At 47.0% G+C, this 22,477-nt stretch carries 25 protein-coding genes; 10 read left to right on the top strand and 15 right to left on the bottom strand.

All coding sequences use genetic code 11. The features are described 5' to 3' along the window. Positions 1-150 precede the first annotated feature (150 nt). Positions 151-720 carry a PEP-CTERM sorting domain-containing protein gene (locus BS617_RS18330; RefSeq protein ID WP_075173971.1) on the top strand — a complete coding sequence of 190 codons (570 nt, stop codon included), beginning with the start codon at positions 151-153 and terminating at the stop codon, positions 718-720. Between the two features lie 32 nt (positions 721-752). On the opposite strand, the gene BS617_RS15850 is transcribed toward BS617_RS18330, so the two are convergent. The 3 genes from BS617_RS15850 to BS617_RS15840 form a co-directional block, all read right to left on the bottom strand. Beyond that, positions 753-1,400: an HAD family hydrolase gene (locus BS617_RS15850; protein ID WP_075173970.1), complete on the bottom strand. Its 648-nt coding sequence runs from the start codon at positions 1,398-1,400 to the stop codon at positions 753-755. A gap of 98 nt (positions 1,401-1,498) precedes the next feature. Then, a complete protein-coding gene (locus tag BS617_RS15845; protein WP_075173969.1) occupies positions 1,499-2,050 on the bottom strand; it encodes a flavodoxin family protein in 552 nt (183 codons plus the stop codon). A gap of 132 nt (positions 2,051-2,182) precedes the next feature. After that, positions 2,183-3,034: an SDR family oxidoreductase gene (locus tag BS617_RS15840; RefSeq protein ID WP_075173968.1), complete on the bottom strand. Its 852-nt coding sequence runs from the start codon at positions 3,032-3,034 to the stop codon at positions 2,183-2,185. A 112-nt stretch (positions 3,035-3,146) separates the two neighbouring features. Here BS617_RS15840 and BS617_RS15835 point away from each other — a divergent pair, with 112 nt between their 5' ends. The 5 genes from BS617_RS15835 to BS617_RS15815 all read left to right on the top strand — a co-directional run bounded on the left by BS617_RS15835 (position 3,147) and on the right by BS617_RS15815 (position 7,674). Continuing rightward, positions 3,147-3,605, top strand: a complete 459-nt coding sequence (locus tag BS617_RS15835) for a winged helix-turn-helix transcriptional regulator (RefSeq protein WP_283159794.1) — start codon at positions 3,147-3,149, stop codon at positions 3,603-3,605. 133 nt (positions 3,606-3,738) lie between these two features. Then, positions 3,739-4,263, top strand: a complete 525-nt coding sequence (gene gpt, locus BS617_RS15830; protein WP_075173967.1) for a xanthine phosphoribosyltransferase — start codon at positions 3,739-3,741, stop codon at positions 4,261-4,263. 227 nt (positions 4,264-4,490) lie between these two features. Beyond that, positions 4,491-5,576: a BMP family ABC transporter substrate-binding protein gene (locus tag BS617_RS15825; RefSeq protein WP_075173966.1), complete on the top strand. Its 1,086-nt coding sequence runs from the start codon at positions 4,491-4,493 to the stop codon at positions 5,574-5,576. A 112-nt stretch (positions 5,577-5,688) separates the two neighbouring features. Continuing rightward, the gene (locus BS617_RS15820; protein ID WP_075173965.1) at positions 5,689-6,663 is read left to right on the top strand and encodes an isopenicillin N synthase family dioxygenase; all 975 of its coding nucleotides are present in this window, start codon (positions 5,689-5,691) and stop codon (positions 6,661-6,663) included. An 18-nt stretch (positions 6,664-6,681) separates the two neighbouring features. Then, entirely contained in the window at positions 6,682-7,674 is a 993-nt protein-coding gene (locus BS617_RS15815) for an adenosine deaminase (RefSeq protein ID WP_075174112.1), read from the top strand. A 69-nt stretch (positions 7,675-7,743) separates the two neighbouring features. Here the strand turns inward: BS617_RS15815 and BS617_RS15810 are convergent, their stop codons facing one another. From BS617_RS15810 to BS617_RS15780, 7 genes are all read right to left on the bottom strand, one after another. Beyond that, a complete protein-coding gene (locus tag BS617_RS15810) occupies positions 7,744-8,757 on the bottom strand; it encodes an ion channel (RefSeq protein WP_075173964.1) in 1,014 nt (337 codons plus the stop codon). A gap of 19 nt (positions 8,758-8,776) precedes the next feature. Further along, a complete protein-coding gene (locus BS617_RS15805; protein ID WP_075173963.1) occupies positions 8,777-9,952 on the bottom strand; it encodes a glutathionylspermidine synthase family protein in 1,176 nt (391 codons plus the stop codon). A gap of 3 nt (positions 9,953-9,955) precedes the next feature. Further along, entirely contained in the window at positions 9,956-10,555 is a 600-nt protein-coding gene (locus BS617_RS15800) for a DUF1190 domain-containing protein (protein WP_075173962.1), read from the bottom strand. Positions 10,556-10,565: 10 nt separating this feature from the next. Next, positions 10,566-10,976, bottom strand: coding sequence for a DUF350 domain-containing protein (locus BS617_RS15795; RefSeq protein ID WP_075173961.1), 411 nt, complete (start codon positions 10,974-10,976; stop codon positions 10,566-10,568). A gap of 21 nt (positions 10,977-10,997) precedes the next feature. Then, complete coding sequence (locus BS617_RS15790; protein WP_075173960.1) at positions 10,998-11,648, bottom strand: YjfK family protein; 651 nt, start codon at positions 11,646-11,648, stop codon at positions 10,998-11,000. A gap of 103 nt (positions 11,649-11,751) precedes the next feature. Continuing rightward, entirely contained in the window at positions 11,752-12,450 is a 699-nt protein-coding gene (locus BS617_RS15785) for a PspA/IM30 family protein (RefSeq protein WP_075173959.1), read from the bottom strand. Next, complete coding sequence (locus tag BS617_RS15780; RefSeq protein ID WP_075173958.1) at positions 12,447-12,851, bottom strand: DUF2170 family protein; 405 nt, start codon at positions 12,849-12,851, stop codon at positions 12,447-12,449. Before BS617_RS15780 ends, BS617_RS15785 begins: the two co-directional genes overlap by 4 nt. A 140-nt stretch (positions 12,852-12,991) precedes the next feature. On the opposite strand from BS617_RS15780, the gene BS617_RS15775 reads away from it, so the two are divergent. Together BS617_RS15775 and BS617_RS15770 are read left to right on the top strand one after the other, a co-directional pair. Further along, positions 12,992-13,300 carry a DUF6471 domain-containing protein gene (locus BS617_RS15775; protein WP_075173957.1) on the top strand — a complete coding sequence of 103 codons (309 nt, stop codon included), beginning with the start codon at positions 12,992-12,994 and terminating at the stop codon, positions 13,298-13,300. A 131-nt stretch (positions 13,301-13,431) separates the two neighbouring features. After that, a complete protein-coding gene (locus tag BS617_RS15770) occupies positions 13,432-14,418 on the top strand; it encodes a serine/threonine protein kinase (RefSeq protein ID WP_075173956.1) in 987 nt (328 codons plus the stop codon). A gap of 20 nt (positions 14,419-14,438) precedes the next feature. Here the strand turns inward: BS617_RS15770 and BS617_RS15765 are convergent, their stop codons facing one another. From BS617_RS15765 to BS617_RS15750, 4 genes are read right to left on the bottom strand one after another with little or no spacing between them, the layout of a single operon-like run. Further along, on the bottom strand, positions 14,439-15,692 hold the full coding sequence (locus BS617_RS15765) for a sensor histidine kinase (protein ID WP_075173955.1): 1,254 nt from the start codon (positions 15,690-15,692) through the stop codon (positions 14,439-14,441). Then, the gene (locus BS617_RS15760) at positions 15,689-16,372 is read right to left on the bottom strand and encodes a response regulator transcription factor (RefSeq protein WP_075173954.1); all 684 of its coding nucleotides are present in this window, start codon (positions 16,370-16,372) and stop codon (positions 15,689-15,691) included. Before BS617_RS15760 ends, BS617_RS15765 begins: the two co-directional genes overlap by 4 nt. After that, the gene (locus tag BS617_RS15755; protein ID WP_075173953.1) at positions 16,366-17,094 is read right to left on the bottom strand and encodes a phosphatase PAP2 family protein; all 729 of its coding nucleotides are present in this window, start codon (positions 17,092-17,094) and stop codon (positions 16,366-16,368) included. The genes BS617_RS15760 and BS617_RS15755 overlap by 7 nt, the downstream gene beginning before the upstream one ends. Continuing rightward, a complete protein-coding gene (locus BS617_RS15750; RefSeq protein ID WP_083610161.1) occupies positions 17,094-18,842 on the bottom strand; it encodes a phosphoethanolamine transferase in 1,749 nt (582 codons plus the stop codon). The genes BS617_RS15755 and BS617_RS15750 overlap by 1 nt, the downstream gene beginning before the upstream one ends. A 139-nt stretch (positions 18,843-18,981) precedes the next feature. On the opposite strand from BS617_RS15750, the gene BS617_RS15745 reads away from it, so the two are divergent. Together BS617_RS15745 and BS617_RS15740 are read left to right on the top strand one after the other, a co-directional pair. Beyond that, the gene (locus tag BS617_RS15745) at positions 18,982-19,635 is read left to right on the top strand and encodes a potassium channel family protein (RefSeq protein ID WP_075173952.1); all 654 of its coding nucleotides are present in this window, start codon (positions 18,982-18,984) and stop codon (positions 19,633-19,635) included. Position 19,636: 1 nt separating this feature from the next. Continuing rightward, the gene (locus tag BS617_RS15740; RefSeq protein WP_075173951.1) at positions 19,637-21,001 is read left to right on the top strand and encodes a TrkH family potassium uptake protein; all 1,365 of its coding nucleotides are present in this window, start codon (positions 19,637-19,639) and stop codon (positions 20,999-21,001) included. An 11-nt stretch (positions 21,002-21,012) separates the two neighbouring features. Here BS617_RS15740 and mnmE read toward each other — a convergent pair whose 3' ends face one another. Continuing rightward, positions 21,013-22,380 (bottom strand): tRNA uridine-5-carboxymethylaminomethyl(34) synthesis GTPase MnmE, encoded by a 1,368-nt coding sequence (gene mnmE, locus BS617_RS15735; RefSeq protein WP_075173950.1) that lies wholly within the window; start codon positions 22,378-22,380, stop codon positions 21,013-21,015. Between the last annotated feature and the right edge of the window lie 97 nt (positions 22,381-22,477).

The following is a 22,477-nucleotide window of genomic DNA, read 5'->3' as shown; positions in this document are numbered from 1 at the left end:
TCTTTATGTGTCTGTTAAAAGTGTCAGTAATTTTTACATTTAATGTTTCTTATTGGAGACTTTTTTATAAAAACTAAAGCAAAACAATGGATTGGAATATGTGGCGTAATGTTTGCTTTTAGAGACAGTAGTTATTTTAAGGAATTAGTCATGAAACTATTAGCTTACGCTGCAGTTGGTTTTTCGATGATTGCGGGGGCGGCTCAATCGGCCATCATCACAGCCGATTTAACCCCCATTGTAAACACGGCACAAACGTACTCGCAGACAATTACTTTGCCGACTAATGTCACCTTCGCTGATGTGACACTCGGGCTTATGCTTAAGGGCGACTACGATTTGAGCAGTGAGTACTTTAACTTTTATATTGATGGTACTCAGCTGTTGTCTTGGAACGCCTCTTCACCGGGTATATTTTCCACCACTATCTACCCACACTATGATTATCTGCTAATGGGTAGCCTGTCGATTAGCGATGTGCAGTGGACCAGCTTTGCCAGTGATCAAACACTTAATCTATCGTGGTCTAATGGGCCGAATGTTAACGCCTATGCTAAAGGAGGCTTAGATTTCGTCTCGTATACGTTAACAGGAACACCCAGTGTGCTTGCACCCAATACAGCGACTCAGCAAGAGGTGCCGGAACCACTTTCACTCGCATTACTAGGCTTAGGTTTGGCGGCTATCGGTTACAGCCGTCGTAAAAAAGCAAACGCTTAGTGAATACGCCTGCGCTGAGGAGTGCAGGCGTATTATTGTAACGTTGTTAAAATCATATCAGTCAGTTCAGGCATGGTGTTGGCAGTAAGGCACTGAGCCGGTGTTGTGAATAAATCATCGTATCCAACATAGCGAATAAACGGTATGTGTCGTTCGTGTGCGGCTTGTTCGTCATAGTCGGCATCACCCACAAATACACGGTTCACATGTTGGCCAGTGATGGCCGCTATTTTATCGAAGTTCTCTGGTTTTCGTTCATCCCCGCCATACACGGCGACAAAGCAATCCAATAGTTGATTATTCTTTAGTGTCTCTTTAATTTCATTAACCGGCGCTGCGCTGTTGATGAATATTGCTATACCTTCTTTTTGTAATGTATAAAGCATTGAGCGAGTAGCGTCGTCTATTGTAAGAGATCGCATCCGGTCGTCTAGCGTAATCTGAAAGCGAGCTAAGAAATCATCCATACTTCCTGTTATAGATTCCGATTGAAATGTATCAAGCATCATTTGAATTTTAACGGCCCGAGGAATACCACCGGTAGACAGATGAATGCGTTTGGCTTGTGCTTGCTGTTCTTTAGTTAGTGGTATTCCAAAACAGTGGATAAAGGCATCCAGTTTGATCATCAAGCTGTCGACGATGACACCATCGAAGTCGAATATAGCGATCTTTTTCATTCTAAACAGACCTTTAGCGAGTAATTGACTAGATACGTTACCTGCTTGTTGGCCAATAAAAAAGGACGCAAAGCGCCCTTATCATGGTCATGAATAATTTACGCTAGCTTAGCTGTGATTTCAGCTACGCGCTTCCCATAGGAAACAGCGGTGTCTAAGTCCCCTTGCGGGATTTCATCGACGCTGGCGTCAGATGGTGATTGAACCAGCAGGCCAACCGAGCCGCCTAGGTTGTTTAGGTCTTTACGGGTTGCATCTTTAGAGTTGCTTGGCAATAAGCCTAAGCTCACCCAAATACCGCCGTGTTGTGAGGCTAGTGTTTGTAACGCGATTAATGAAACTTGTTTGTCGCCGTTGAAGCTAGCGCTGTTGGTAAAACCACCAAAGACTTTATCTTTCCAGCCTTGGGTGAACCAAATTTTGGAGGTGGCTTCTGCAAACTTTTTAAACTGCCAGCTCGGGCTACCCATATAAGTTGGGGAGCCCCAAATGATAGCGTCGGCGGCATTAAGCTCGTCCCATGCGCTCTCGGGGATGTCGCCGTGTTCGTCGATAGCGATAAGCGATGCATTAGCACCTTCAGCTACTTTTTCAGCTACCACTTTGGTGTGGCCATACCCTGAATGATAAACAACTATTATTTGAGCCATAATGTTTCCCTTACTAAGGATTGAGTGGACATTCGTTTCTAACGCTCTACTTGAGTCATATTTGTTTTAACCGATGAGGCTAGGCAAAGTTCCGTTTTATTATTTGCTCTGTGCTAATCGGATCTTACAAACTTAGAGTGACGCTTTAAGAGATTCAGTCATTGGTTTGCTATTTCTACCTATCAGCTGACTTAATTGATGGCTACTATCAAATAGAGCTCCCTTGGCAGCGCCTGCATCTGAGTCTGCCAATATATTTGCGAAGCCTTCAGGCAAACCCGCGCCAACCAATACTTTGGCAAATTCTGCTTCGGGTAAGTTTTGGTATTGGATCGTATTGCCCGTGGTCTCGCTTAGGTAATGTGCTAATTCGGCAAGCGTATAAGCGGTATCACCTGCCAGTTCATAAACTTTGCCTGCTTGATCTTGCGGCGATGCCATGACGGCGGCAGCGGCGGCGGCATAGTCTGCACGAGGTGCTGAGGCTATTTTTCCATTGCCTGCAGCACCAATGAATGCGCCATGCTCAAGAGCGGAAGGTATGCTGGCCAAGTAGTTTTCGGTGTACCAGCCATTGCGTAATAGAACAAAAGGCACGCCAGATTCGGCTAACTTTTGTTCGGTTATGACATGCTCCTGAGCTAATGCCAGCGGGGAGGTATCTGCATGCAAAAGGCTGGTGTATGCGATGAGGGTGACGCCTGAAGCGTTGGCTGCATCAATAACCGCGGAATGCTGAGCCGCTCGTTTTCCGATCTCACTGGATGAAATGAGTAAGAGCTTTTTGGCTCCGTTAAAGGCTGTGGCTAACGTTGCTGGTTGATCATAGTCTGCTTGGCGGACAACGACACCGAGATCCGCAAGGTCTTCGGCTTTTTCAGGGCTACGTACGGCGGCGATAATGCTATTTGCAGGTTGTGTTTTAAGCAGTTCATGAATGACCAAACGGCCTAGCTGGCCTGTCGCTCCGGTTACAGCAATCATAGTGTGCTCCTTTTGAATCGAAAATGATTGAATCAGTAATCAAGAAGTCGCTTGATGTAATCTATGCTAAACTCCAAACTCACTTTTAGTAAGTACGTACAAAAAGGTAAGTATGAAAAAAGATATGATCAGTCATGATGACAAGTCTAAGACGCCGCCCGACGTTGCTTATATACAGGGTGAAATAGGTATACCTTTGTCGGTGAGAATGGAGCGCGGTGATGTATTTGCAGAGCAATGCCCTTCCAGACAGGTATTGAAGCATGTAACGAGTCGTTGGGGAGTTTTAGTCTTGGTCGCATTAGCCGGAGGGACTTACCGCTTTAGTGATCTGCGCCGTAAGGTATCTGGGGTTAGCGAGAAAATGCTAGCACAGACCTTACAAGGGCTGGAGGGTGATGGCTTTGTGAAGCGCGTTTCGTATCCTGTTGTTCCGCCGCATGTTGAGTATAGTCTAACGTCGCTAGGGCTTGAGGTGAGTGGCAAGGTTGAAGCGTTGGCAGATTGGATCGAACTCAACCTCTTCGAGATTTTAGAAGCGCAGGCGAAGCATTCGCAGAACAGCCCGTGATTGGTTATAGCGATCTATCGGATGCTGCAAAAAGTTGACCTCTGGGTTATTATTTACCGTTAACTGTATAAAGATTTAGCTGACTGTCCTGACAGATTGTTATGGACGATAGAGCCATATTGAGGAAAGTAAGATGTCAGAACCCACTGCGCAAGCGACACCACAACTACCCTACCATCGCGACTTTCCGGTGGGATGGGATGAGCTGCACCGTAATTGCCGCGCTTTATCATGGCGGTTATTGGAAAAGGGCCCGTGGAAAGGCATTATAGCGATCACACGAGGCGGTTTGGTTCCTGCGGCGATTTTGGCTCGTGAATTAGATATTCGATTGATCGATACCGTGTGCGTAACCAGCTACGGTATAGCCGAGGAAGGTGCCGAGGCCATGAAGCAAGGTGAGCTGAATATTCTTAAAGGGGTTGAGGGTGATGGTGAAGGCTTCTTGCTTGTAGATGACCTAGTCGATACGGGTAAAACAGCACGTGTGGTTCGTGAGATGTTACCTAAAGCGCACTTTGCAACTATTTACGCCAAGCCTGCTGGCTGCCCTCTAGTGGATACCTTTATTACTGAAGTAAGCCAAGATACATGGATCCGTTTCCCGTGGGATATGGAACCAGCGTTTGCAACACCGCTGGCAGCCAGAAACACATAAGGCGCTAGACGGGTACCGTTTGTTTCGTTTAGCATCCAAGATGCACCGAAAAAGAGCAGAATAAATAAGGTGTTAAGGCGCTACAGTGATCTGCGCGAGCCCCTAGGGCTAGCAAGTCCGCATGAAATCTAAAAAACTGTCTTTTTGGTCAGCTTTTTGCATCTCATAGGCTCAACAGCCAACAGGCTCCCTTAACGAATCATTACATGGGTATGAGGATTGGATTCATGAAAAAAACCGCGTTTAAAAAAGCCCTAACAGGCCTAGCTGCAGGTATTGGTCTTGCAGCTGCGTTAACAGCGCAAGCGGCAGAGCCATTTAAAGTCGGCTTTGTCTATGTTGGCCCTATAGGTGATCACGGCTGGAGTTATCAGCACGATCAAGGGCGCAAAGCGGTAGAGGCGTATTACGGTGATAAAGTGGAAACCACTTATGTTGAGAACGTGCCGGAAGGAGCTGATGCTGAGCGGGTCATTCGTAACTTGGCCAAATCAGGTAATGACCTAATTTTCACGACCTCGTTTGGTTTTATGAATCCAACGCTAAAGGTTGCTAAACAGTTCCCTAAAGTGACTTTTGAGCACGCTACGGGTTATAAACAGGCCAAAAATATGGGTACCTATGTATCCAATACCTACGAAGGCCGTTATGTAGCAGGTTTTGTGGCTGCAAAAATGACCAAATCTAACAAGATTGGTTACATCGCCTCTTTCCCAATTCCTGAGGTAATTCGTGACATCAATTCTGTTCAATTGGCATTGAATAAATACAACCCTGAAGCCGAGTTGAAAATAGTATGGGTCAATACCTGGTTTGATCCGGGTAAAGAAGCTGATGCAGCAAATGCGATGATGGATCAGGGTGTGGATGTAATTTTGCAACACACCGACTCACCAGCTGCCATGCAAGCGGCTGATCGTCGTGGTGCTTATGCTGTAGGCCAGGCGTCTGATATGTCGAGCTTTGGACCTAAAGCACATTTGATGTCTGTGGTTGATAACTGGGACCCTTACTACATTAAACGTGTTCAAGAAGTAATGGATGGCACGTGGAAGTCAACCGACCATTGGGGCGGCATGGCTGAAGACGAGATTGTTATCCCTGGCTTTAGCGAAAACGTACCGGATGACGTGGCATTAGAAGCACAAGCGCTGATTGATGGCATTAAAGCAGGCACGCTACATCCGTTTGCCGGACCGATCAAAAACCAAGCCGGCGAACTGATTGTCGCCGAAGGTGATGTTCTGCCGCACGGCGAAATCGCTGGCATGAGCTGGTATGTTGAGGGTGTAGAAGGCGACATTCCTAAATAAATCGCTCAACCACCTAGGGGCTGTGGTGCGGCCCCTTAGTAACAAATAACACACTGGGTTCGGCCGCCAATATGCCGAACTCCCTCTTTTAACGAACTAAAGGAGGTGTGTTATGACACCTGAAACATCAACTGCTGATATTCCTCTCATTGACATTGCGCCGCTCTACAGCGAAGACCCAAGCGATTGGGTGGATGTTGCGCGACACATTGACCATGCTTGCCAACGTACAGGCTTTTTTTATGTCAAAGGCCACACGATTGACACGTCTACCATGAACGATGTTATTGGCATGGCAAAGCAGCTGTTTGCTCAACCAATGGGCGAAAAGCTTAAAATAGACATTACTCAGTCTGCGCATCATCGAGGTTACGGTGCCATTGCAACCGAACAACTAGACCCCTCGTTGCCTGGTGACTGTAAAGAAACTTTTGATATGGGGCGGCACTTATTAGCCGATGACCCCGATGTCCTGGCTGAAAAACCACTGCATGGTCCTAACCGTTACCCCGACATTGATGGTTTCCAAGCCACCATGGAAACCCATTATTGGCGTATGCTCGAGCTGGGAAAAACGATTCTTAAGGGGATTGCCGTAGCGTTAGGTATAGCGCCTGATTATTTTGACAGCCGCTTTACGCACCCTATTAGTGTGCTGCGTTTTATTCATTATCCCCCTGCTTCTGCTTTGTCGCAGGACAATCAAATTGGTGCTGGAGCGCATACAGATTACGGCTGTATTACGATTCTGTACCAAGATGAAGTGGGAGGTTTGCAGGTCCAGAACCGTCAAGGAGACTGGATTGATGCAACGCCCATACCTGATACCTTTGTGATTAACATTGGCGATATGATGGCGCGTTGGAGTAATGACCGATACACCTCAACGCCTCACCGAGTGGTTAATCAGGCACAAAAGGATCGTTATGCCTCTCCCTTTTTTGTGGAACCTAATTTTGATACCAATATCTATTGTTTAGATGGCTGCAGCGATCAAAATTCCCCTCCTAAGTATGAGGCAATCTCAGCTGGTGAGTACTTACTATCGCGTTTCAGGGATACCTACGCGTACCGTCAAAAGCGCTAAAAGGAGAGTTCTATGAGCATGAAGGATTTTATTGATCAATTACCTAAAGCTGAACTGCACCTACATCTAGAGGGGAGCCTTGAGCCTGAACTGATGTTGCAGTTAGCCACTCGCAATGGCATTACTCTGCCGTATGCGGATGTAAACGAAATTCGTCGTGCTTATCAGTTCAATAATTTACAAGACTTTTTAGATATCTATTATCAGGGCGCAGGTGTACTGCAAACAGAACAAGACTTCTTTGATTTAACGTGGGCGTATTTGCAGCGTTGTAAGGCGCAGGGAGTTGTTCATACCGAGCCTTTTTATGATCCTCAAACGCATACCGAACGAGGGATTCCTTTTGAGGTGGCCATTCACGGTATTAGTGCGGCGCTTAAACAAGGGGAAGTTGAGCTGGGCATCAGTAGCTACTTAATTTTGTCGTTTCTTCGCCACTTAAGCGAGGAAGCCGCATTGGATACGTTAGCACAAGCCCTTCCCTACCGAGACTTGTTTGTTGCTGTGGGGCTGGATAGCTCGGAAGTGGGTAATCCACCTGAGAAATTTGCCCGCGTTTTTGCCAAAGCAAAGGCAGAAGGGTTTAAGTGCGTAGCGCATGCCGGTGAAGAAGGTCCTGCGGCCTACGTGTGGGGAGCTTTGGATGCCTTAGGTGTTGACCGGATAGATCACGGGGTGCGATCAATTGAGGATCCCACGTTAATGCAGCGCCTTATTGATGAGGAAATAACGTTAACGGTATGCCCGCTTTCTAATACTAAGCTGCGTGTTTTTGATGATATGCGTGACCATACCATTCTCCAGATGCTAGATCGCGGTGTGAAAGTGACGGTTAATTCAGACGACCCTGCTTATTTTGGTGGTTATGTAGGCGAAAACTATTTAGCCCTACATGCTGCATTAGGTATGACTAAAGTGCAGGCGCGGCAATTGGCGGTGAATAGTATAGAAGGGAGCTTTCTGCCCTTACTTGAGCAGCAGCGCATCATTAGCCAAATTCTGAATACTTAGTTATTCCGTACGCTTCCCACGGCAGCACAATGCCATGGGAGACGCACGAATTGGTTACCTTTGCTTCTTTTATAGAGTAGTTAGCCGAGTAGCGGCAATATAAAACAAGGTATCGCCAGGGACTACCGAGAGAGTCAGTGGCGGGTTGAGTTTGATGGATTGGCTGCCTTCTTGCCGAACCCCAATCAGCGTAGCATCGTGATCACGTTTTAATTGATCAAACAGTGGCTCAAACTCAATTTTATTACCTTGATATTTACTGCTGAACTGAGTCATACCATCGCTGCTATCGAGCAACTGTTTGTGCAGTTGGCTAGAACCTGGGTCGATGGTGGATTTAGCAAGTAGCTCGACGGATACCGACGGAATAATTTCGATACCTGGGCAATGAGACAGTAATAAATCGCCAATGGATTCGTCTTGGAAATAAGCCGTTTTGTGGCTGTTTGGGCTAACTTTTTGGCAGTAAAGCGCAGTGGTTAGCGTTACGTCATCTAACGGAGTATCAATAATAATCCGATCCGCCGTTTCTAAGCAGGCTTTTGACATCGTTTCTTGATGCGAAAAGGACTCCACCTTCACAAAACCGATTTTATTAGGCAGCGGATTTTCAATATCTTTGGCAACACAAAGGACGATATCGCGGTTTTGCGCGTTATGTTTATCCAGTAACAGCTCTATGAGACGCAGTGTGCGTTGTTCGTTCCAGCCGATGATGACGGTGTGGTTTTGTGTGTTCAAATGACGAAGCCCTCTTCTTCCTCTAAATGCTCGCTCCGATAAGGCGAAGCTCACGCGAGCAATCAAAAATGCAAATATGCTTAACCCTACTGGAATCACCCATAAGCTAACGGCTACCTTCCCCCAAAGGGTACTTGGAGAAAGGTCACCATAACCTACCGTTGAGGCAGTAACAGCTAACCAATAACCAAAGTTTTCCCACGCTGTGATGTCGTGCTCGCCAGCTAGGACGAGCAGTAGGTAGCTAACCAACACATAAAGCAAGGTTACAGCGAGCGTAGATACCGCATCTGCCTTAAAAAAAACGGAAAACACAACGTGTTTAATTTTCTCTATGAACACCTAAAATGTTACTCCTTCGTTACCCCAAAATAATATGAGGCAGATACCGGCTCATATCCTGTGTAATGGGCCCTGTATCTTCTCTTACCGAGATACCAGCCGCTTTATCGTTGACCAGCCAACTTCCTATTAAGGTGTAATTATTACCAAACTTGGGCAGCATATGGGCTTCTTGGAAGATAAAACCCTCTTCGCCATAAGGACCGTCAGAAGAAACTAAGGACTGCTGGCCTTTACGAATCGTTATGTTGGCGCCTTCGCGAGAATAGATAGGTTTTTTGACCCACGTTTTGTTAGTGTCCATTAAGGCTATCTCGTCTTCAAAGAACGCTGGCAGCAAGTTGGGGTGCTCTGGAAAGAGTTGCCATAACATAGGCATGAGAGCTTTATTCGATAAAATACTTTTCCATGGCGGTTCAATAAAACTAACGGGATGCTCGCCGAGCAAATCGCCGTATTCTTCATCAAACATAAATTCCCATGGGTAGAGTTTAAATATCCAAGTAATTACTTGGTTTTGGCTATCCGTGAATCGCCCTTGTGCATCTCTGCCAATATCTTCTACGTATACAAAGGCTGTCTTAATGCCGACTTCTGCTGCACAGTCTTCTAGGTATTGAACCGTTCCTCGGTCTTCATCAGTGCCTTTGCAGCAGGCAAAATGAAGGATCTCGTTAGGGTTTTCTCGCTGTGACAGCAAATGATGGAATTGTGAGATGAGCTTGTCTTGCAGGCTGTTAAATTGATCACTTTCGCGGCTTACTCTTCCGGCATTGGCCATTTGCTCTAACCACAACCATTGCCAGAAACCGGTTTCGTAGAGGCTAGTAGGCGTATCGGCATTGTTTTCGTAGAGTTTTGCAGGGCTTGAGCCGTTATAGGCGAAATCCAACCGCGAATAAAGGCTGGGGTCCTTGTTTAGCCATGACTGGCGCACAAAATCCCAATGGGCTTCGGGAATACGGAAGCGGCGCATCCATTGATCATCAGCGACTACTTGCCCTACTGTATGCAGGCACATTTGGTGGATTTCTTCGGTAGGGGCTTCTATATCATCTTCAATTTGTTGAAGGCTGAATTGATAATAAGCGCTTTCATCCCAATAACGTTCGCCATGCATGGTATGAAACAGGAAGCCGTATTCATTTGCGACTTCCTGCCAGTTTTTGCGCTCTTGAACCGGAATGCGCAGCACCGGCTACCCTCCCCAACTGCCGCCAGATCGGCTAGATCCCCAGCTGGCTTTGGCTGATGCTTTTGAGCCGAAACCACCACGTGAGATTGTTCGAGTCACGGTTGGCATCGCTTTTGTTGAGGTATTGGAAGGCGCTTTGTAGCGACCATTACCCATGGACTTTAACGGCGTTCCATCGGATAAAACACGAGCTGAGCCGCTGCGGCCTTGATAGGTATACACCGGATGGTAGTAGCGTTGATTACTAAAACTGTTCAGTGCCGAGCTGATCAAGTACCCCGTCATAAAGGGCATAAAAAAGCCGGAGCTATTCTGTCGGCAGCTTGCGTGGCCAAATTCAGCTTCGCAATCATATTGAGAGCTGTACTTAGGTGCGGTTTGCTCCGCCTCTTTTAGAGCCTGCTGATAGGCCAGAGTGCACTGCTCTTGATCAAAAGAGGTATTAGCGACACAGTCATTAACACTATTAACGACGACAACATCTTCACCACTATTGGATGAGCAACCGACTAAAGCAGCAGTAACGGCTATGGATAAGGGCTTAATGCCTTGCCGCTTACCTTTTTTTAGACGGGGTAGATCAACAAATTTAGATCGTTTCATCGTGGCGCCCTCAGTAAGTCATGCATGCCGCATTGAGAAGACCAACAGAAATGCTGACCGCGGCCAAGATGACACCAGCACTAATTTCACCGTCTTCGATACGAGTCACGATTTTGGGCATGAAGACAAAGCGTACAATAGCGAATGCAATGCTCTGTGCGACTAGAGCGACAACGGCCCAAATAGCAAAGTCTACAAGAGAAACAGAATTGGTAATGGACCCACTCAACGCAATAGCGAATCCAATGATACCGCCGCCAAAGCCAATGGCCGCTGAGGTGTTTTGCTGCTGTTTAATTAAGGCCCACTCGTCATGAGGAGTGATCAGGGTATAAATCACTTTGAAGACAATGAGAGCAACTAATGATGCGGCAAAATAGATAGCAAAGTGGCCAATCCCGTTGAGTGTTTGTTCTAACATTGAGGTTCCTTGAGTCAATGACTAACCGTAAATGGTTATTTGTGCAGGTGAGAGGGTAATGCCGGTACTGATCACTAAACAACGCGTTAAAGTCCCGGGCGTTTCTTCAACTTCTTCGGCAGATAAAAACAGTGATTCTGTTTGACCATCCGAAATAGGACGCTCAAAGAGCATCGTAAACTGATCTGTTTGGCTAGTTTCACCTTTCTCATCATAGGTTGTTTCTAGCATATGTACCGGTGCATGGTAATCCGTTAATGATGTCCAAACACGTTGATAGGTTTGTTGTTCGAGAGTGTAGGTAGCTTGCCCTATGTCTTTATCGAGCAACCTAGTCCAGCGGCTTTTGTCGGCAATGTCTAAAGTGTCGTAAAAATGGAAAAGCTTGACGTCAACCACATCGACATCGTTGAGGCTAGTAGCAACTACCTGTAGAAAAGCTTCGTCGTCGGTATAGAATCTAAAAATGTAGGTGCCATCTAGCTCGACTAATCCGACAGCCTGAATAATCTGGGTGGTGGCTATGTTATTGCTGACAAGATCATCAGTAACTAATCTCAGCATCAGGCTGTCTAACTCAAAGCTGCAGCCAAGGCGAAGACCTAAAATGGAGGGGATGTCAGGTTCCGTTGGAGCTTGTGTTGACATGCCTTTGAAAAATTTTTTAAACACAATAATCCCTTTCAATTGATGTGCTTAGCTAATACTACATCCGTGTCCGCACATGTTACCTTAAAAGAGGAAGGCCTGCACAGTGGACGTGCAGGCCCAAGCATTATGTATTAGATGCTTTTTTAGCCAGTAGTTCGGCTAGCTTGTCTTTGCCCGAAGCTTGACCGCCGGGCACAATGCCCGAAGCTTTTAAGCGAGCGTCTAAGCTGCTGCCGCTCTCTTCTGCCGCCATTTCTTCTGCCGCTTCTAGCTCCGCTGCCTTTTCTTGCTGCTTTTGCTTGATGCGGTCTAGGCTATCCAACGCGGTTTTAACCTTGCTGTTAGCACCCATGTGGCGCGATGACACAGCGACTTGCGCTTTTTGAACAGAAGCTGTCGCTTTGATCTGATCAATTTGCTGCTCCATGCGGCGCACGTTGGTTTTGGCCTTTTGAATGTTTTCCTTTAAGGCTTTTTCAGACTGCGAGAAGCCATTTAGGATCTCTTGCTCCGTTGCCAAGGCAACTTCTAAGTCGGCCACTTTTTCGGCACATTCTAAAGCTAAGGCCTCGTCGCCTTTTTCTGATGCGGTAATTGCATGGTTAGTGTAAGTGACAACTTCTTCGTTAAGAGACGCTACTTTTTTCTCTGTCAGCTTACGCTTGGCCATAATTTTGGCCAAATTCTGGTCGCAGGCAACCAGTTCGTTTTTAGCTTCTCTTAGTTCCTGATCTAAGATACGGATGGATTGACTATCAGCCGCGGCTTCAGTCGCTTCGTTCACGCCACCTTTGAGTGCGGTCCATAATTTTTTAAGACTCATGCGTGTGTCTCCTGTATGAGGTAATCAGAGTAGAGTTCTATAAATTCCGCCACGTTTAAGAAGAGCGTTTCGATCTCTTCTAAAACAACGGTGTCTTTGCTATCGATAGATAGTGAGCCAAAGGCAACGTAGTAATCTTCATCACCAATGTGCTTGATGCCAATCGTCGTGAGCGGCAACAGCTGATGCGTTTTTAAGACGAGTAGATTGAGCGCATCTGGCTGATTGACTTTGCTTAATGGGAATAGTGGTGTTTCTACAACTAGTTGCTGCTCACCTGCGTATACAAACGCATCTACTCCTTCGTCATTAGAAACGCTTAGGCAATCACCTTCTGATTCAACTACCCAGTTTTCTTGCGTTTCAATTAATGTTTTTACACTATCAAATGTCCAAGCCATTATCTTACTCCTTGGCGTGATTTATAAGTCACAATTTAAATTAATATATCATAAAGTCAACATTTATCGCACAATAGTGAATATTGCTGTCGTTTGTTTTCGGCAAATAACTGGCAGACCATCTGAAGAGGAGCCTCTACGTGAATCCAGAGCAAAGTATTCAAAACAAGTCCAGTCTAGCCATTTATCGTAATGCGCTTTCCCGTTACATCCGTTCCACGATGGTACTCAAAGAGCTAAAGTACGACGATCTAGTATCCGATTTAGATGCTAAAGGAGTGTACCTTACCGCAGAAAACCTCCGAAGTAAGGTGAGTAAGGGGATGTTTTCGGCTGATTTACTGTTGCTCTTATTTGAGACCATGCAAGTTAGTGATAGTGCTTGTAATGAGATATTAAAGATCGTTAAAGCCTCTACTGAGATTGAAAAAGGGGCAAAAGCCAAGTAGTGGTGGTTTAACTAGCCTGCTATATCGCCTAAGGTCGAGTATGAGAGACCGTCGGGGGGGGTGCAGAGTTGTGTTATACTGTGCCCGATTTTTACGAGTAACTCCCTGTTTTTTAACACCGAGGCCGTACTTTGAGCGATAACAAACAACCCTTTTATGAACTCAAGCCAGATACAGTAATTGATGCGGTTGAGTCTATCGGGTATTTAAGTGATGGACGCATCATGGCACTCAATAGCTATGAAAACCGCGTTTACCAAGTAGGAATCGATGAATCCGAACCACTTATCGCCAAATTTTACCGCCCTCAGCGTTGGACTGATGAGCAAATAGGCGAAGAACATCGTTTTATGGCGCAGTTGGTCGAGCAAGATTTATCGGTGGTGGCACCGATTAAGAGTGATACAGGGCAAACGCTATTCTCATATGACGACTACCGCTTCTCTTTATTTGTGCGCAAAGGCGGCCGAGCACCTGAATTAGAGGATCCTGAGCACTTGTTCCAGTTGGGTAATACGCTTGGACGTATTCACCTAGCGGGGCAAGCAGAGCCTTTTAAGCATCGCCCTACTCTTGATATTCAAAGTTATGGCATTGATAGCACTGACTTTATTAGCCGCGAACTGATTCCTGCGTCGCTCAAAGCCGCTTATGACAGCCTAACGTCTGACTTGCTACGAGAGATAGATGCCGCTTTTAAACGTGCTGGTGATGTTGTTTATCAGCGCGTGCATGGTGATTGCCATGGCGGCAATATATTGTGGCGTGATGATATGCCGCATTTTGTTGATTTTGATGATGCGCGTATGGCACCCGCCATTCAAGATTTGTGGATGTTGCTAACAGGTGACCGCCACCAACAAGAGCTGCAGTTAGGCGAAGTGATCGATGGCTATAATGAGTTTGCGTCGTTCAACCCACGTGAACTGCATTTAGTGGAAGCGCTTAGAACGCTGCGTATGATGAATTATGCCGCTTGGATTGGGCGCCGCTGGGAAGACCCCGCTTTTCCTATGAGCTTTCCTTGGTTTAACACAGAGCGCTATTGGGGTGAGCATTTGCTCGAACTCAAAGAGCAGTTTGCAAAGCTTCAAGAACCTGTCTTGAAATTACTCTAAATAAGCATAAGCCATGAGCATTATTCGGTGGCTGCAATATCGCGAATAGTCACGCTAAAACTAAAGCAGTTGCCGCTTTGGTTGATGTCATAATCCCATCGGCTGGCCTCACATATCCGATTCACAATTTGTAAGCCTACTCCTTGTTGCTCGCCGTCGATGGCGTTGCTAATTGGGTTGGTGATTGTTAGTTTTTGCCCATTTGCGTTAAGGCTGACAGACTGGTCACTATGCTGTAAAGCATTGCGTAGTAAGTTGTCGAGCAAGATGGAAAGCATCAGTGGCCGAATGTGCCAATGGATTTCTCCTACTTCACAAGACAAACGTGCCCGGCTCTCGGGGGCTAGGTGCTCGGTTAAACTGTTGAGTAGGGTGCGCAGTTGCGCGGCGTTTACGGTTTCTATGGGCATATTGGTGTTGTGCTTTTCTCGGCCCAGCCATAAAAAACCATCGATCAGCAGTGAAACTCGCTGTATTGCTGTATTCATGCGTGTAACGATACGCTCATGTATAGGGTTGTCCGGTAGACTTTCTTGCAGTATGTCGAGGTTTCCTCTGATGACAGTAATAGGTGAGCGTAACTCGTGACTGGCAAAGCGGGTAAAGTCTTGTTCCCGTTTCATGAATTGATGCATACGTTGGATTAAGTCACCAAAAGCATGGCTGAGCTGCCCTATTTCGTCATCCCGGTCCAAGCGCGGGAAGTTTCCTTGGTTGATATCAAAGTGCTCGACTTGTCGCGTGAGGCTCACTACGGGAGCGGCTAAGCTTTTTGCCATCCAGCGAACCATCAAGAGGGTTAAGAGGGTTGATAACACCACCGCGGCGACAATAAATAAAATATCATCAAACTCTGTTTCTATCAGGTTTGATTCTTCGTTGGCATGAAAGAGCAAAAAGTACGGCTGCTGTGTTGCGGGGTTTATACTGACCCACAACGAACCGCCGCTTTCAAGAGGTGTGAGCCCAGGCGCTAACTCGCTTTGCTGAATCGTAGCGGGTAGTTGCGCTTGCGATAGGTACAAGTCAAAGTACGAGGTATGTATGGGCGTGTTTGCTGAGTTTTGAGGGGCTTGGGCAAGTAAACCGACTGCTTCATGAATAGCTAGCGCAATCTCACGCTCATCATCCGTTTCACTGTACTCAATAAACGCCCATATCCCAAGCATAACCACCAGCATAATCGAGAATGTATAGCTGCCAATAGCAAGCATCACGCGCTGCGTATAGCTAAGGCGCTTAAAGCGCCGCCGCCAAGATGAAAGTAATGTCATTGAGCTGGCTCCTGGGTATCGACAAGTCGATAGCCCACTCCCCTGACTGTTTCTAGCATGGGGAAGCTAAAGGGTTTGTCTAGGATTTGGCGTAATTGATACAAATGGCTGCGCAGTGCATCGCTATCAGGCGGCTCATCGTGCCATAAAGCATGCTCCATTTGCTCGCGTGAGACAATGCTCGGCGCGTGTGATACGAGTAACTTCAGTAACTTAAATTGAAGCGCATTAAGCCGCAGCGTTTGCCCTGAGCGTTGTGCGCTAGCTTGCTCAACATCCAGCGTAATTTCTCCCCAGTGAAGTGTGCGTACCTGATGTCGAGAGACACGTTGGCTCAACGCTTTAACACGGTACAGGAGCTCTTTCATCGCGAAGGGTTTTACAAGGTAATCATCAGCACCTGTGCTAAACCCTGTGATTTTATCGTCCAACGTATCGCGTGCGGTTAAGAACACAATAGGTGTGGTACAACCTTCTCTGCGGAGTGTTTGGCACGTTGATAGACCATCAAGCCCCGGCATCATGATGTCTAGCACAATCACATCGTAAGTGTGGCGCTGGGTTAGCGTCAGAGCTTGCTGGCCATTACGAGCACAGTCGGTATCAATGCCGTACAGTGCTAGTTGGTCGGCAATGGTTGTGAGTATGTCGATATCATCATCAACAACGAGTACTAGCATGTGCGCGGTTCTCTTTGCATACCCTTGGAGCTATTCAGCGTGCTGGGTTGTATAGGGCGATTCAATATTGGAGAGCATATCACTGCTACCCACCAGCAAATAGCCATTGTCCATAGGTCGTGCGATACAAAATGCGCCCCTCGTAGCTGTTGAACCCCGCCAAACAAGACCCCCAACGCTATCACACACGCTAATCCCCACCAGCGCCAACGTGGTGCATGTTTTACACACACAAAATAGACTCCAAACCAGGCGTAGCCTGCACTGGCATGCCCTGCCGGAAAGCACTCAGAAGTTGACGGCATAAACATATGGACGGAGAAGATTGGAAAATATGGGCGGTCGCCACCAAATAGCGAGAGGCTCCACGGGCACTCTACATTAGTTAAGCGCTTCCCTAGTGCGACGATAATGACCGACAGCAATAGGCTAATTACAAGATACGAGAGCGGCCGTCTCCAACCCTTTAGAGATGCTAGCGCAGTGCTGAGCAACCAAGTGGCTAACACTAACAGCGCCAACACTGACATGGCATTGCGTGCGCCGGTATGAAATACACTGGTAAGCCACCAGTTATCTTTGAGTGCCCACTGCCCGCCTTCCCATCCATATAGGGTTTTAGCGATTGCAAGATCCCACTGTTGCCATTCAAAACAGGTGGCTATTACACTAAACACAATCAGCGGTATGACTAAGTGATTACGCATAAAATGATTAGGCATTACATCGGCTTCCGGCAAGTACCAAAGAGATCGAGCGTCGGTTGATAAGCGTTTGTTTGTATGTCGAGTAACCCCAGCAATGAATGGAAGAGGTTATCTTGGCTGACGGCTTGATCGGCTTTTTGTTCGATACACGGCGCGCTGATCTTTAGCTGTGAAAGATAATTGGGTGAGAACCAAGTCATAAAGGGCACATGGGTTTGCTCTTCAGGCGCCATAAAATAAGGCAAACCGTGAAGGTATACGTTCGCCTCACCTAACGACTCACCGTGATCGGATAGGTAGATCATGCTACTGACAAAGCGGTCTTCGTGTTGTTGTAAAAAGTTAATCACTTGGTTGAGAAAATAATCGGTATATAGAATCGTGTTGTCGTAAGCATTGGTGATCTCCTCTCGGCTGCATTGCTCTAAATCAGCGGTATCGCAGACAGGTGTAAACTGATTAAAGCTCGCCGGGTAGCGTTTTGAGTAGGCTGGCCCATGGCTGCCTTTCTGGTGTAACACGATAACAATATTGTCGCTGGTTTGTTGCGTGTAGATCTTATTCAGGTAGGCATCTAAACCATTCAACATCACTTCGTCGTAGCACTCGCTGCCATCACAGAACTGATCGGCTTTATAGTCGTTAATGTCTTCGCTCTTTACGCGAGCACACACGCCTTTGCAGCCAGAGTTGTTATCCCTCCATAAAACTGTGGCACCGGCATGTGATAGAACGTCTAAAACATTCTCGCGTGAGTGCACGCGGTTAGCGTCGTAATCGTCATGTGTAATGTCTGAAAACATGCAGGGTACTGAGACCGCAGTACTCGTGCCGCACGACGACATCTGCGAGAAATTTATCAGTGGCTGTTTGCTCAGAAGCGGGTTAGTGTCGCGCCCATAGCCGTTGAGTGAGAAGTTCATTGCGCGTGCGGTTTCTCCTACAACCACAACCGTGATCACGGGCTTAAAGTGAGTTTTGACGGCTGCTTTTGCTGAGCCGATAAGTGAGAGCGTTGGCGCTTTGCTTGTTACTGCGGTGTTGGGCCAAATGTCCCCCATTTTGGCATCTTGGCCGACGGGCTCTAACACGCGTGCTTGTTCATCATACGCGCCAGCGAGGTAACGGCTGGTGTAGTACAAATAATTACTAGGGACAATTAAGTGGCGTATCTGTCGGTTGTTTCGGAAAGTGGACGAGTATTCTTTAGCGAAAGAAAGGTCGATGGCCCCGATGACGAGGATACAGCCGATAATCAGCAGTACTTTGTTACGTAGTTCGGGCCAAAAAGGACGATAACGGATACGAGTGCGCAGGACGACAATGGACGGGATCACGCCCAATACTAATAGGTAGAGGAATAGTTTGCCGCTGAGTAAATCGTATGCTTCAGCCGGGTCTGTTTCAAAAGTATTTTGTACCATCTCTTTATCAATAACGACACCGTAGGTGTTCATAAAGTAGGTAACAGGGGCAGCCGTCATTAAAATGAATATCAGTACGGGTTTTTGCACATATTTAGCGCTAAAAATTGTCAGGATGATGGAAAGTGCGGCGGCTATAAAGAGAACAAACGAGGTAAAAAATAGTACCCGCCCTGCGTTTAGCTCTGGGAATGTGTTAAGTAGTGTTTGCCACAGGGCTGTGTTGTAAAAAAGGGTTAATAAACCAGCAATAACTAACGTCAGTTGTTGGCTTGATAGACTTAACGCAGTGATGGGTCCAGAGGTGGCGGTGACCTTAGAGGAAATGTGTTGTGGCATTGGGCTACTCAGGCTGTCGGATTGAATGAGCCTAACGTAATCTGCACAAGGTGAAATGGATGTGAAAAGTAGGTGTGTTTTTAATCCGCAGGATGATTAAATACACGCTTTAGAAATTGTCATTGATAAGGTACAAACGATGGCCCATTTTACTGTGATCGGTTTAGGCCGTTTTGGTATCGCCGCTAGTTTAGAGTTGATCCATCTAGGGCATACGGTGACAGGGGTAGATCTAGATCCCAAAATCGCAGAAAAATACGCTGATAACTTAACGCAAATGGTTATCTGTGACGCGTCCGATGAAGGGGCTTTACGTGAGCTAGACCTTAACAGCAGTAACGTCGTGTTAGTGGCGATTGGCGAGGACATGGAAGCTAGCTTGTTGAGCACGCTGGCCTTAAAAAACGTTGGTGTGAAAAACATATGGGTAAAAGCCAGTAGCAAAGCGCACCACACCATCGTGTCCAAGCTAGGTGTTTCACGGATCATTCACCCCGAAGAAGAAATGGGGATCCGGGTAGCACAGGCCTTGAATTATCCCATGGTTAATAATTACCTATCGCTGGGTCATGGCTTACATGTGGTAGAAATCCCAATTAAAGAGAAACTCAATGGCTCGACTATTGGGCTAGTACTTAAAGATCTGCGAGGTTCAGTAGACGCTATTCTCGTCAAACGAGGCCCCACTAAGTTTACTAAACTCGGGCATGACTTTGCGCTCCTCACCAATGACGTGCTCTTGTTGTGTGGCACACGTGCCGAGCTACAGTACTTGGCTCCCCGGCTGATCTAATATGGAACAGTGGCATCCTAGTATCAGTCCTTTGGAGCGAAAACCAAAAGCGTCAGGCAAAATTGCAGCCGCTCCGCCGCTGATTCTATGTGGAGGTTTTCTTTTACTCATTGCGCTCGGCACTTGTTTACTTAAGCTGCCAATGGCGACGCATGTGCCTATCTCCTGGGTGCAGAGTGTTTTTACCTCGACATCCGCGGTCACCGTTACTGGCTTAGCGGTAGTGGATACAGGCACGACCTTTACTGTATACGGACACCTCATTATTGCCCTCCTCATACAGTGCGGGGGGTTGGGGTTAATGACCTTGGCGATAGTCACCCTGATTGCCTTGGGTGGAAAAATTAGCTTTCTTCAGTTTACGGTTGCCCGTGAAGCGTTTAATCAGACGGATGCATCAACGCTCGTATCAACGGCTAAGTCGGTGCTTATCTTCTCGATGATTATTGAGCTGATCGGCATGTTAGTGTTGTTTCTCTATTGGTTAGAGCCTTTAGGGTGGCAAACCAGTTTGTACCATAGTTTTTTTTATACCATTAGCGCGTTCAACAATGCTGGGTTTGCATTGAGGGCCGACAGCTTAACGCCTTATGTTGCTGATCCAGTCATCAACATGACCATTACAGGGCTCTTTATAGCAGGAGGCTTAGGGTTTTCTGTTTGGATCGACTTAGTGAAGAATAAGCGATGGGCCAAGCTGTCGCTCTATAGCAAGATGATGATTTTAGGAACGGTGGTTATCAACTCTGTAGCTGTCATTGCTATTTATTGTATTGAATACAACAACCCCAATACGCTGGCGCCTTTAAGTGAATCCGGTAAATGGCTGGCGTCCTGGTTCCAAGCCGTGACAACGCGAACGGCTGGCTTTAATACGGTAGCCATTGATCAACTCGAAGATGCAACAACCGCCTTAATGTTGATGCTTATGTTTATTGGTGGCGGTTCTATGAGTACTGCTAGTGGTATTAAAGTTGTGACTTTTATGGTGTTGGTGATGGCCACCTATAATTACTTACGCCGAGATGGCGCCGTGCATTTCTTAAAGCGTGAAATACCGAAAGAAACCGTAAGCAAAGCGCTTGCTTTAACCATTATATCGGCCGGTGTAACGTGGATCGCTATTTTCTGCCTGTTACTCAGTGAGGAAGCCGATATGTTGGATATTGTGTTTGAGGCCGTTTCTGCGTTAGGAACAGTCGGGTTATCTCGAGGTCTCACCACGTCATTATCCGAAGCTGGGGAGTTTATTCTAATCTTCTTGATGTTTATGGGACGCTTGGGGCCGCTCACGCTAGCGTATTTCTTGGCGAGCCCACGGATTAAAAAGCTGCGCTATCCGAGTGCTAAAATTGCCATCGGATAATACGTAGCAGATTACTTCCCAATACAGAAACTAGAAAAAATACGTCCTAATAAATCGTCGCTAGTGAACTGACCTGTTATTTCGCCCAAGGCGTGCTGTGCTTGTCGTAAATCTTCAGCGAGCAGTTCACCGGCGCCGTGCATTTGCAGTTGGTCACGGCCGGTGATGAGTAACTCATGTGCCGTATCTAGCGCTTCTAAGTGGCGGCGTCGGGCAAGAAAACCGCCTTCGGTAGTCGCTTGATACCCCATGCATTGTTTTAAGTGGTCGCGCAGGATATTAATCCCCTCGCCTGCTTTCGCTGATAAGTTGATAAGCGGGTAACCATGCGCTTGTGTTTGGCCTATCGTCTCGCCACTTAAGTCAGCTTTGTTACGAATCACGGTAATTTTACTATCATCGTTCAGCTGATCGACAAACTCTGGCCAGATTTGATGCGGGTCATCGGCATTGTTGCGCATACTATCGACCATCAGCAAAACACGGTCCGCTTTTTGTATCTCATCCCACGCGCGCTGGATGCCTATGCGCTCAACTTCATCAGGAGCGTCTCGTAAGCCTGCCGTATCGATAATGTGTAATGGCATACCATCAATGTGAATATGTTCGCGTAAAACGTCGCGAGTTGTGCCTTCTATGTCGGTCACAATGGCTGTTTCGCGTCCGGCTAGCGCATTCAGTAAGCTCGATTTGCCCGCATTAGGACGGCCGGCAATAACCACGCTCATGCCTTCGCGAATCAGGCTACCTTGTTTGGCTTCTGTTTGTACGTTTTCTAAATTGTTGATAATGCTATGTAAATCGTTGAGTACCTTACCATCCGCTAGGAAGTCGATTTCTTCCTCTGGAAAATCGATTGCCGCTTCAACATAGATGCGCAAATGGATTAGCGATTCGACTAGGTGGTCAATACGGCGCGAGAACTCACCTTGCAATGAGCGTAAGGCGCAGCGTGCTGCATGCTGGGAAGAGCTGTCGATTAAATCCGCTATGGCCTCTGCTTGGGCCAAATCGAGCTTATCATTGAGGAAGGCTCGCTCCGAGAACTCACCCGGTCTAGCCAACCTCGCGCCTAGTGATTGGACGCGCTGCAATAAAAAGTCCATGACGACCGGACCGCCGTGGCCTTGTAGTTCAAATACATCTTCACCGGTAAACGAATTAGGCCCAGGGAAGTAAAGTGCTATCCCTTCATCTAACTCATTACCCTGCTCATCCTTAAACGGGCTGTAATGGGCGTAGCGTGGCTTGGGGGCATACCCAAGAACAGATTCAGCGATGAGAGCCGCTTTAGGCCCTGATACACGGACAATCCCTACCCCGCCACGACCGGGTGCGGTTGCTTGCGCTGCAATGGTGTCTTGTGTGTAGCTTGTCATCAAATGCTCCGGGTGTTGGGTTATTGAGTCGCGGTGCTGGTGTACATGAGGTTGTTCAACTCACCGTATAATAGCGATTTTTTACTCATAAAAAAGG

It is taken from the genome of Neptunomonas phycophila, assembly GCF_001922575.1.
In the GTDB taxonomy this organism is placed as follows: Bacteria; Pseudomonadota; Gammaproteobacteria; order Pseudomonadales; family Balneatricaceae; genus Neptunomonas; species Neptunomonas phycophila.
Note: the sequence above shows the minus strand (reverse complement) of the source record. Positions and strands in the feature narration are given on the sequence as shown.

Bases quoted from the DNA above. Each gene is read 5' to 3' on its own strand.
- BS617_RS18330 (WP_075173971.1), top strand. From the start codon at position 151: ATGAAACTATTAGCTTACGCTGCAGTTGGTTTTTCGATGATTGCGGGG.
- BS617_RS15850 (WP_075173970.1), bottom strand. From the start codon at position 1,400: ATGAAAAAGATCGCTATATTCGACTTCGATGGTGTCATCGTCGACAGC.
- BS617_RS15845 (WP_075173969.1), bottom strand. From the start codon at position 2,050: ATGGCTCAAATAATAGTTGTTTATCATTCAGGGTATGGCCACACCAAA.
- BS617_RS15840 (WP_075173968.1), bottom strand. From the start codon at position 3,034: ATGATTGCTGTAACCGGAGCGACAGGCCAGCTAGGCCGTTTGGTCATT.
- BS617_RS15835 (WP_283159794.1), top strand. From the start codon at position 3,147: ATGAAAAAAGATATGATCAGTCATGATGACAAGTCTAAGACGCCGCCC.
- gpt (WP_075173967.1), top strand. From the start codon at position 3,739: ATGTCAGAACCCACTGCGCAAGCGACACCACAACTACCCTACCATCGC.
- BS617_RS15825 (WP_075173966.1), top strand. From the start codon at position 4,491: ATGAAAAAAACCGCGTTTAAAAAAGCCCTAACAGGCCTAGCTGCAGGT.
- BS617_RS15820 (WP_075173965.1), top strand. From the start codon at position 5,689: ATGACACCTGAAACATCAACTGCTGATATTCCTCTCATTGACATTGCG.
- BS617_RS15815 (WP_075174112.1), top strand. From the start codon at position 6,682: ATGAAGGATTTTATTGATCAATTACCTAAAGCTGAACTGCACCTACAT.
- BS617_RS15800 (WP_075173962.1), bottom strand. From the start codon at position 10,555: ATGAAACGATCTAAATTTGTTGATCTACCCCGTCTAAAAAAAGGTAAG.
- BS617_RS15795 (WP_075173961.1), bottom strand. From the start codon at position 10,976: ATGTTAGAACAAACACTCAACGGGATTGGCCACTTTGCTATCTATTTT.
- BS617_RS15785 (WP_075173959.1), bottom strand. From the start codon at position 12,450: ATGAGTCTTAAAAAATTATGGACCGCACTCAAAGGTGGCGTGAACGAA.
- BS617_RS15780 (WP_075173958.1), bottom strand. From the start codon at position 12,851: ATGGCTTGGACATTTGATAGTGTAAAAACATTAATTGAAACGCAAGAA.
- BS617_RS15765 (WP_075173955.1), bottom strand. From the start codon at position 15,692: ATGACATTACTTTCATCTTGGCGGCGGCGCTTTAAGCGCCTTAGCTAT.
- BS617_RS15760 (WP_075173954.1), bottom strand. From the start codon at position 16,372: ATGCTAGTACTCGTTGTTGATGATGATATCGACATACTCACAACCATT.
- BS617_RS15755 (WP_075173953.1), bottom strand. From the start codon at position 17,094: ATGCCTAATCATTTTATGCGTAATCACTTAGTCATACCGCTGATTGTG.
- BS617_RS15750 (WP_083610161.1), bottom strand. From the start codon at position 18,842: ATGCCACAACACATTTCCTCTAAGGTCACCGCCACCTCTGGACCCATC.
- BS617_RS15745 (WP_075173952.1), top strand. From the start codon at position 18,982: ATGGCCCATTTTACTGTGATCGGTTTAGGCCGTTTTGGTATCGCCGCT.
- BS617_RS15740 (WP_075173951.1), top strand. From the start codon at position 19,637: ATGGAACAGTGGCATCCTAGTATCAGTCCTTTGGAGCGAAAACCAAAA.
- mnmE (WP_075173950.1), bottom strand. From the start codon at position 22,380: ATGACAAGCTACACACAAGACACCATTGCAGCGCAAGCAACCGCACCC.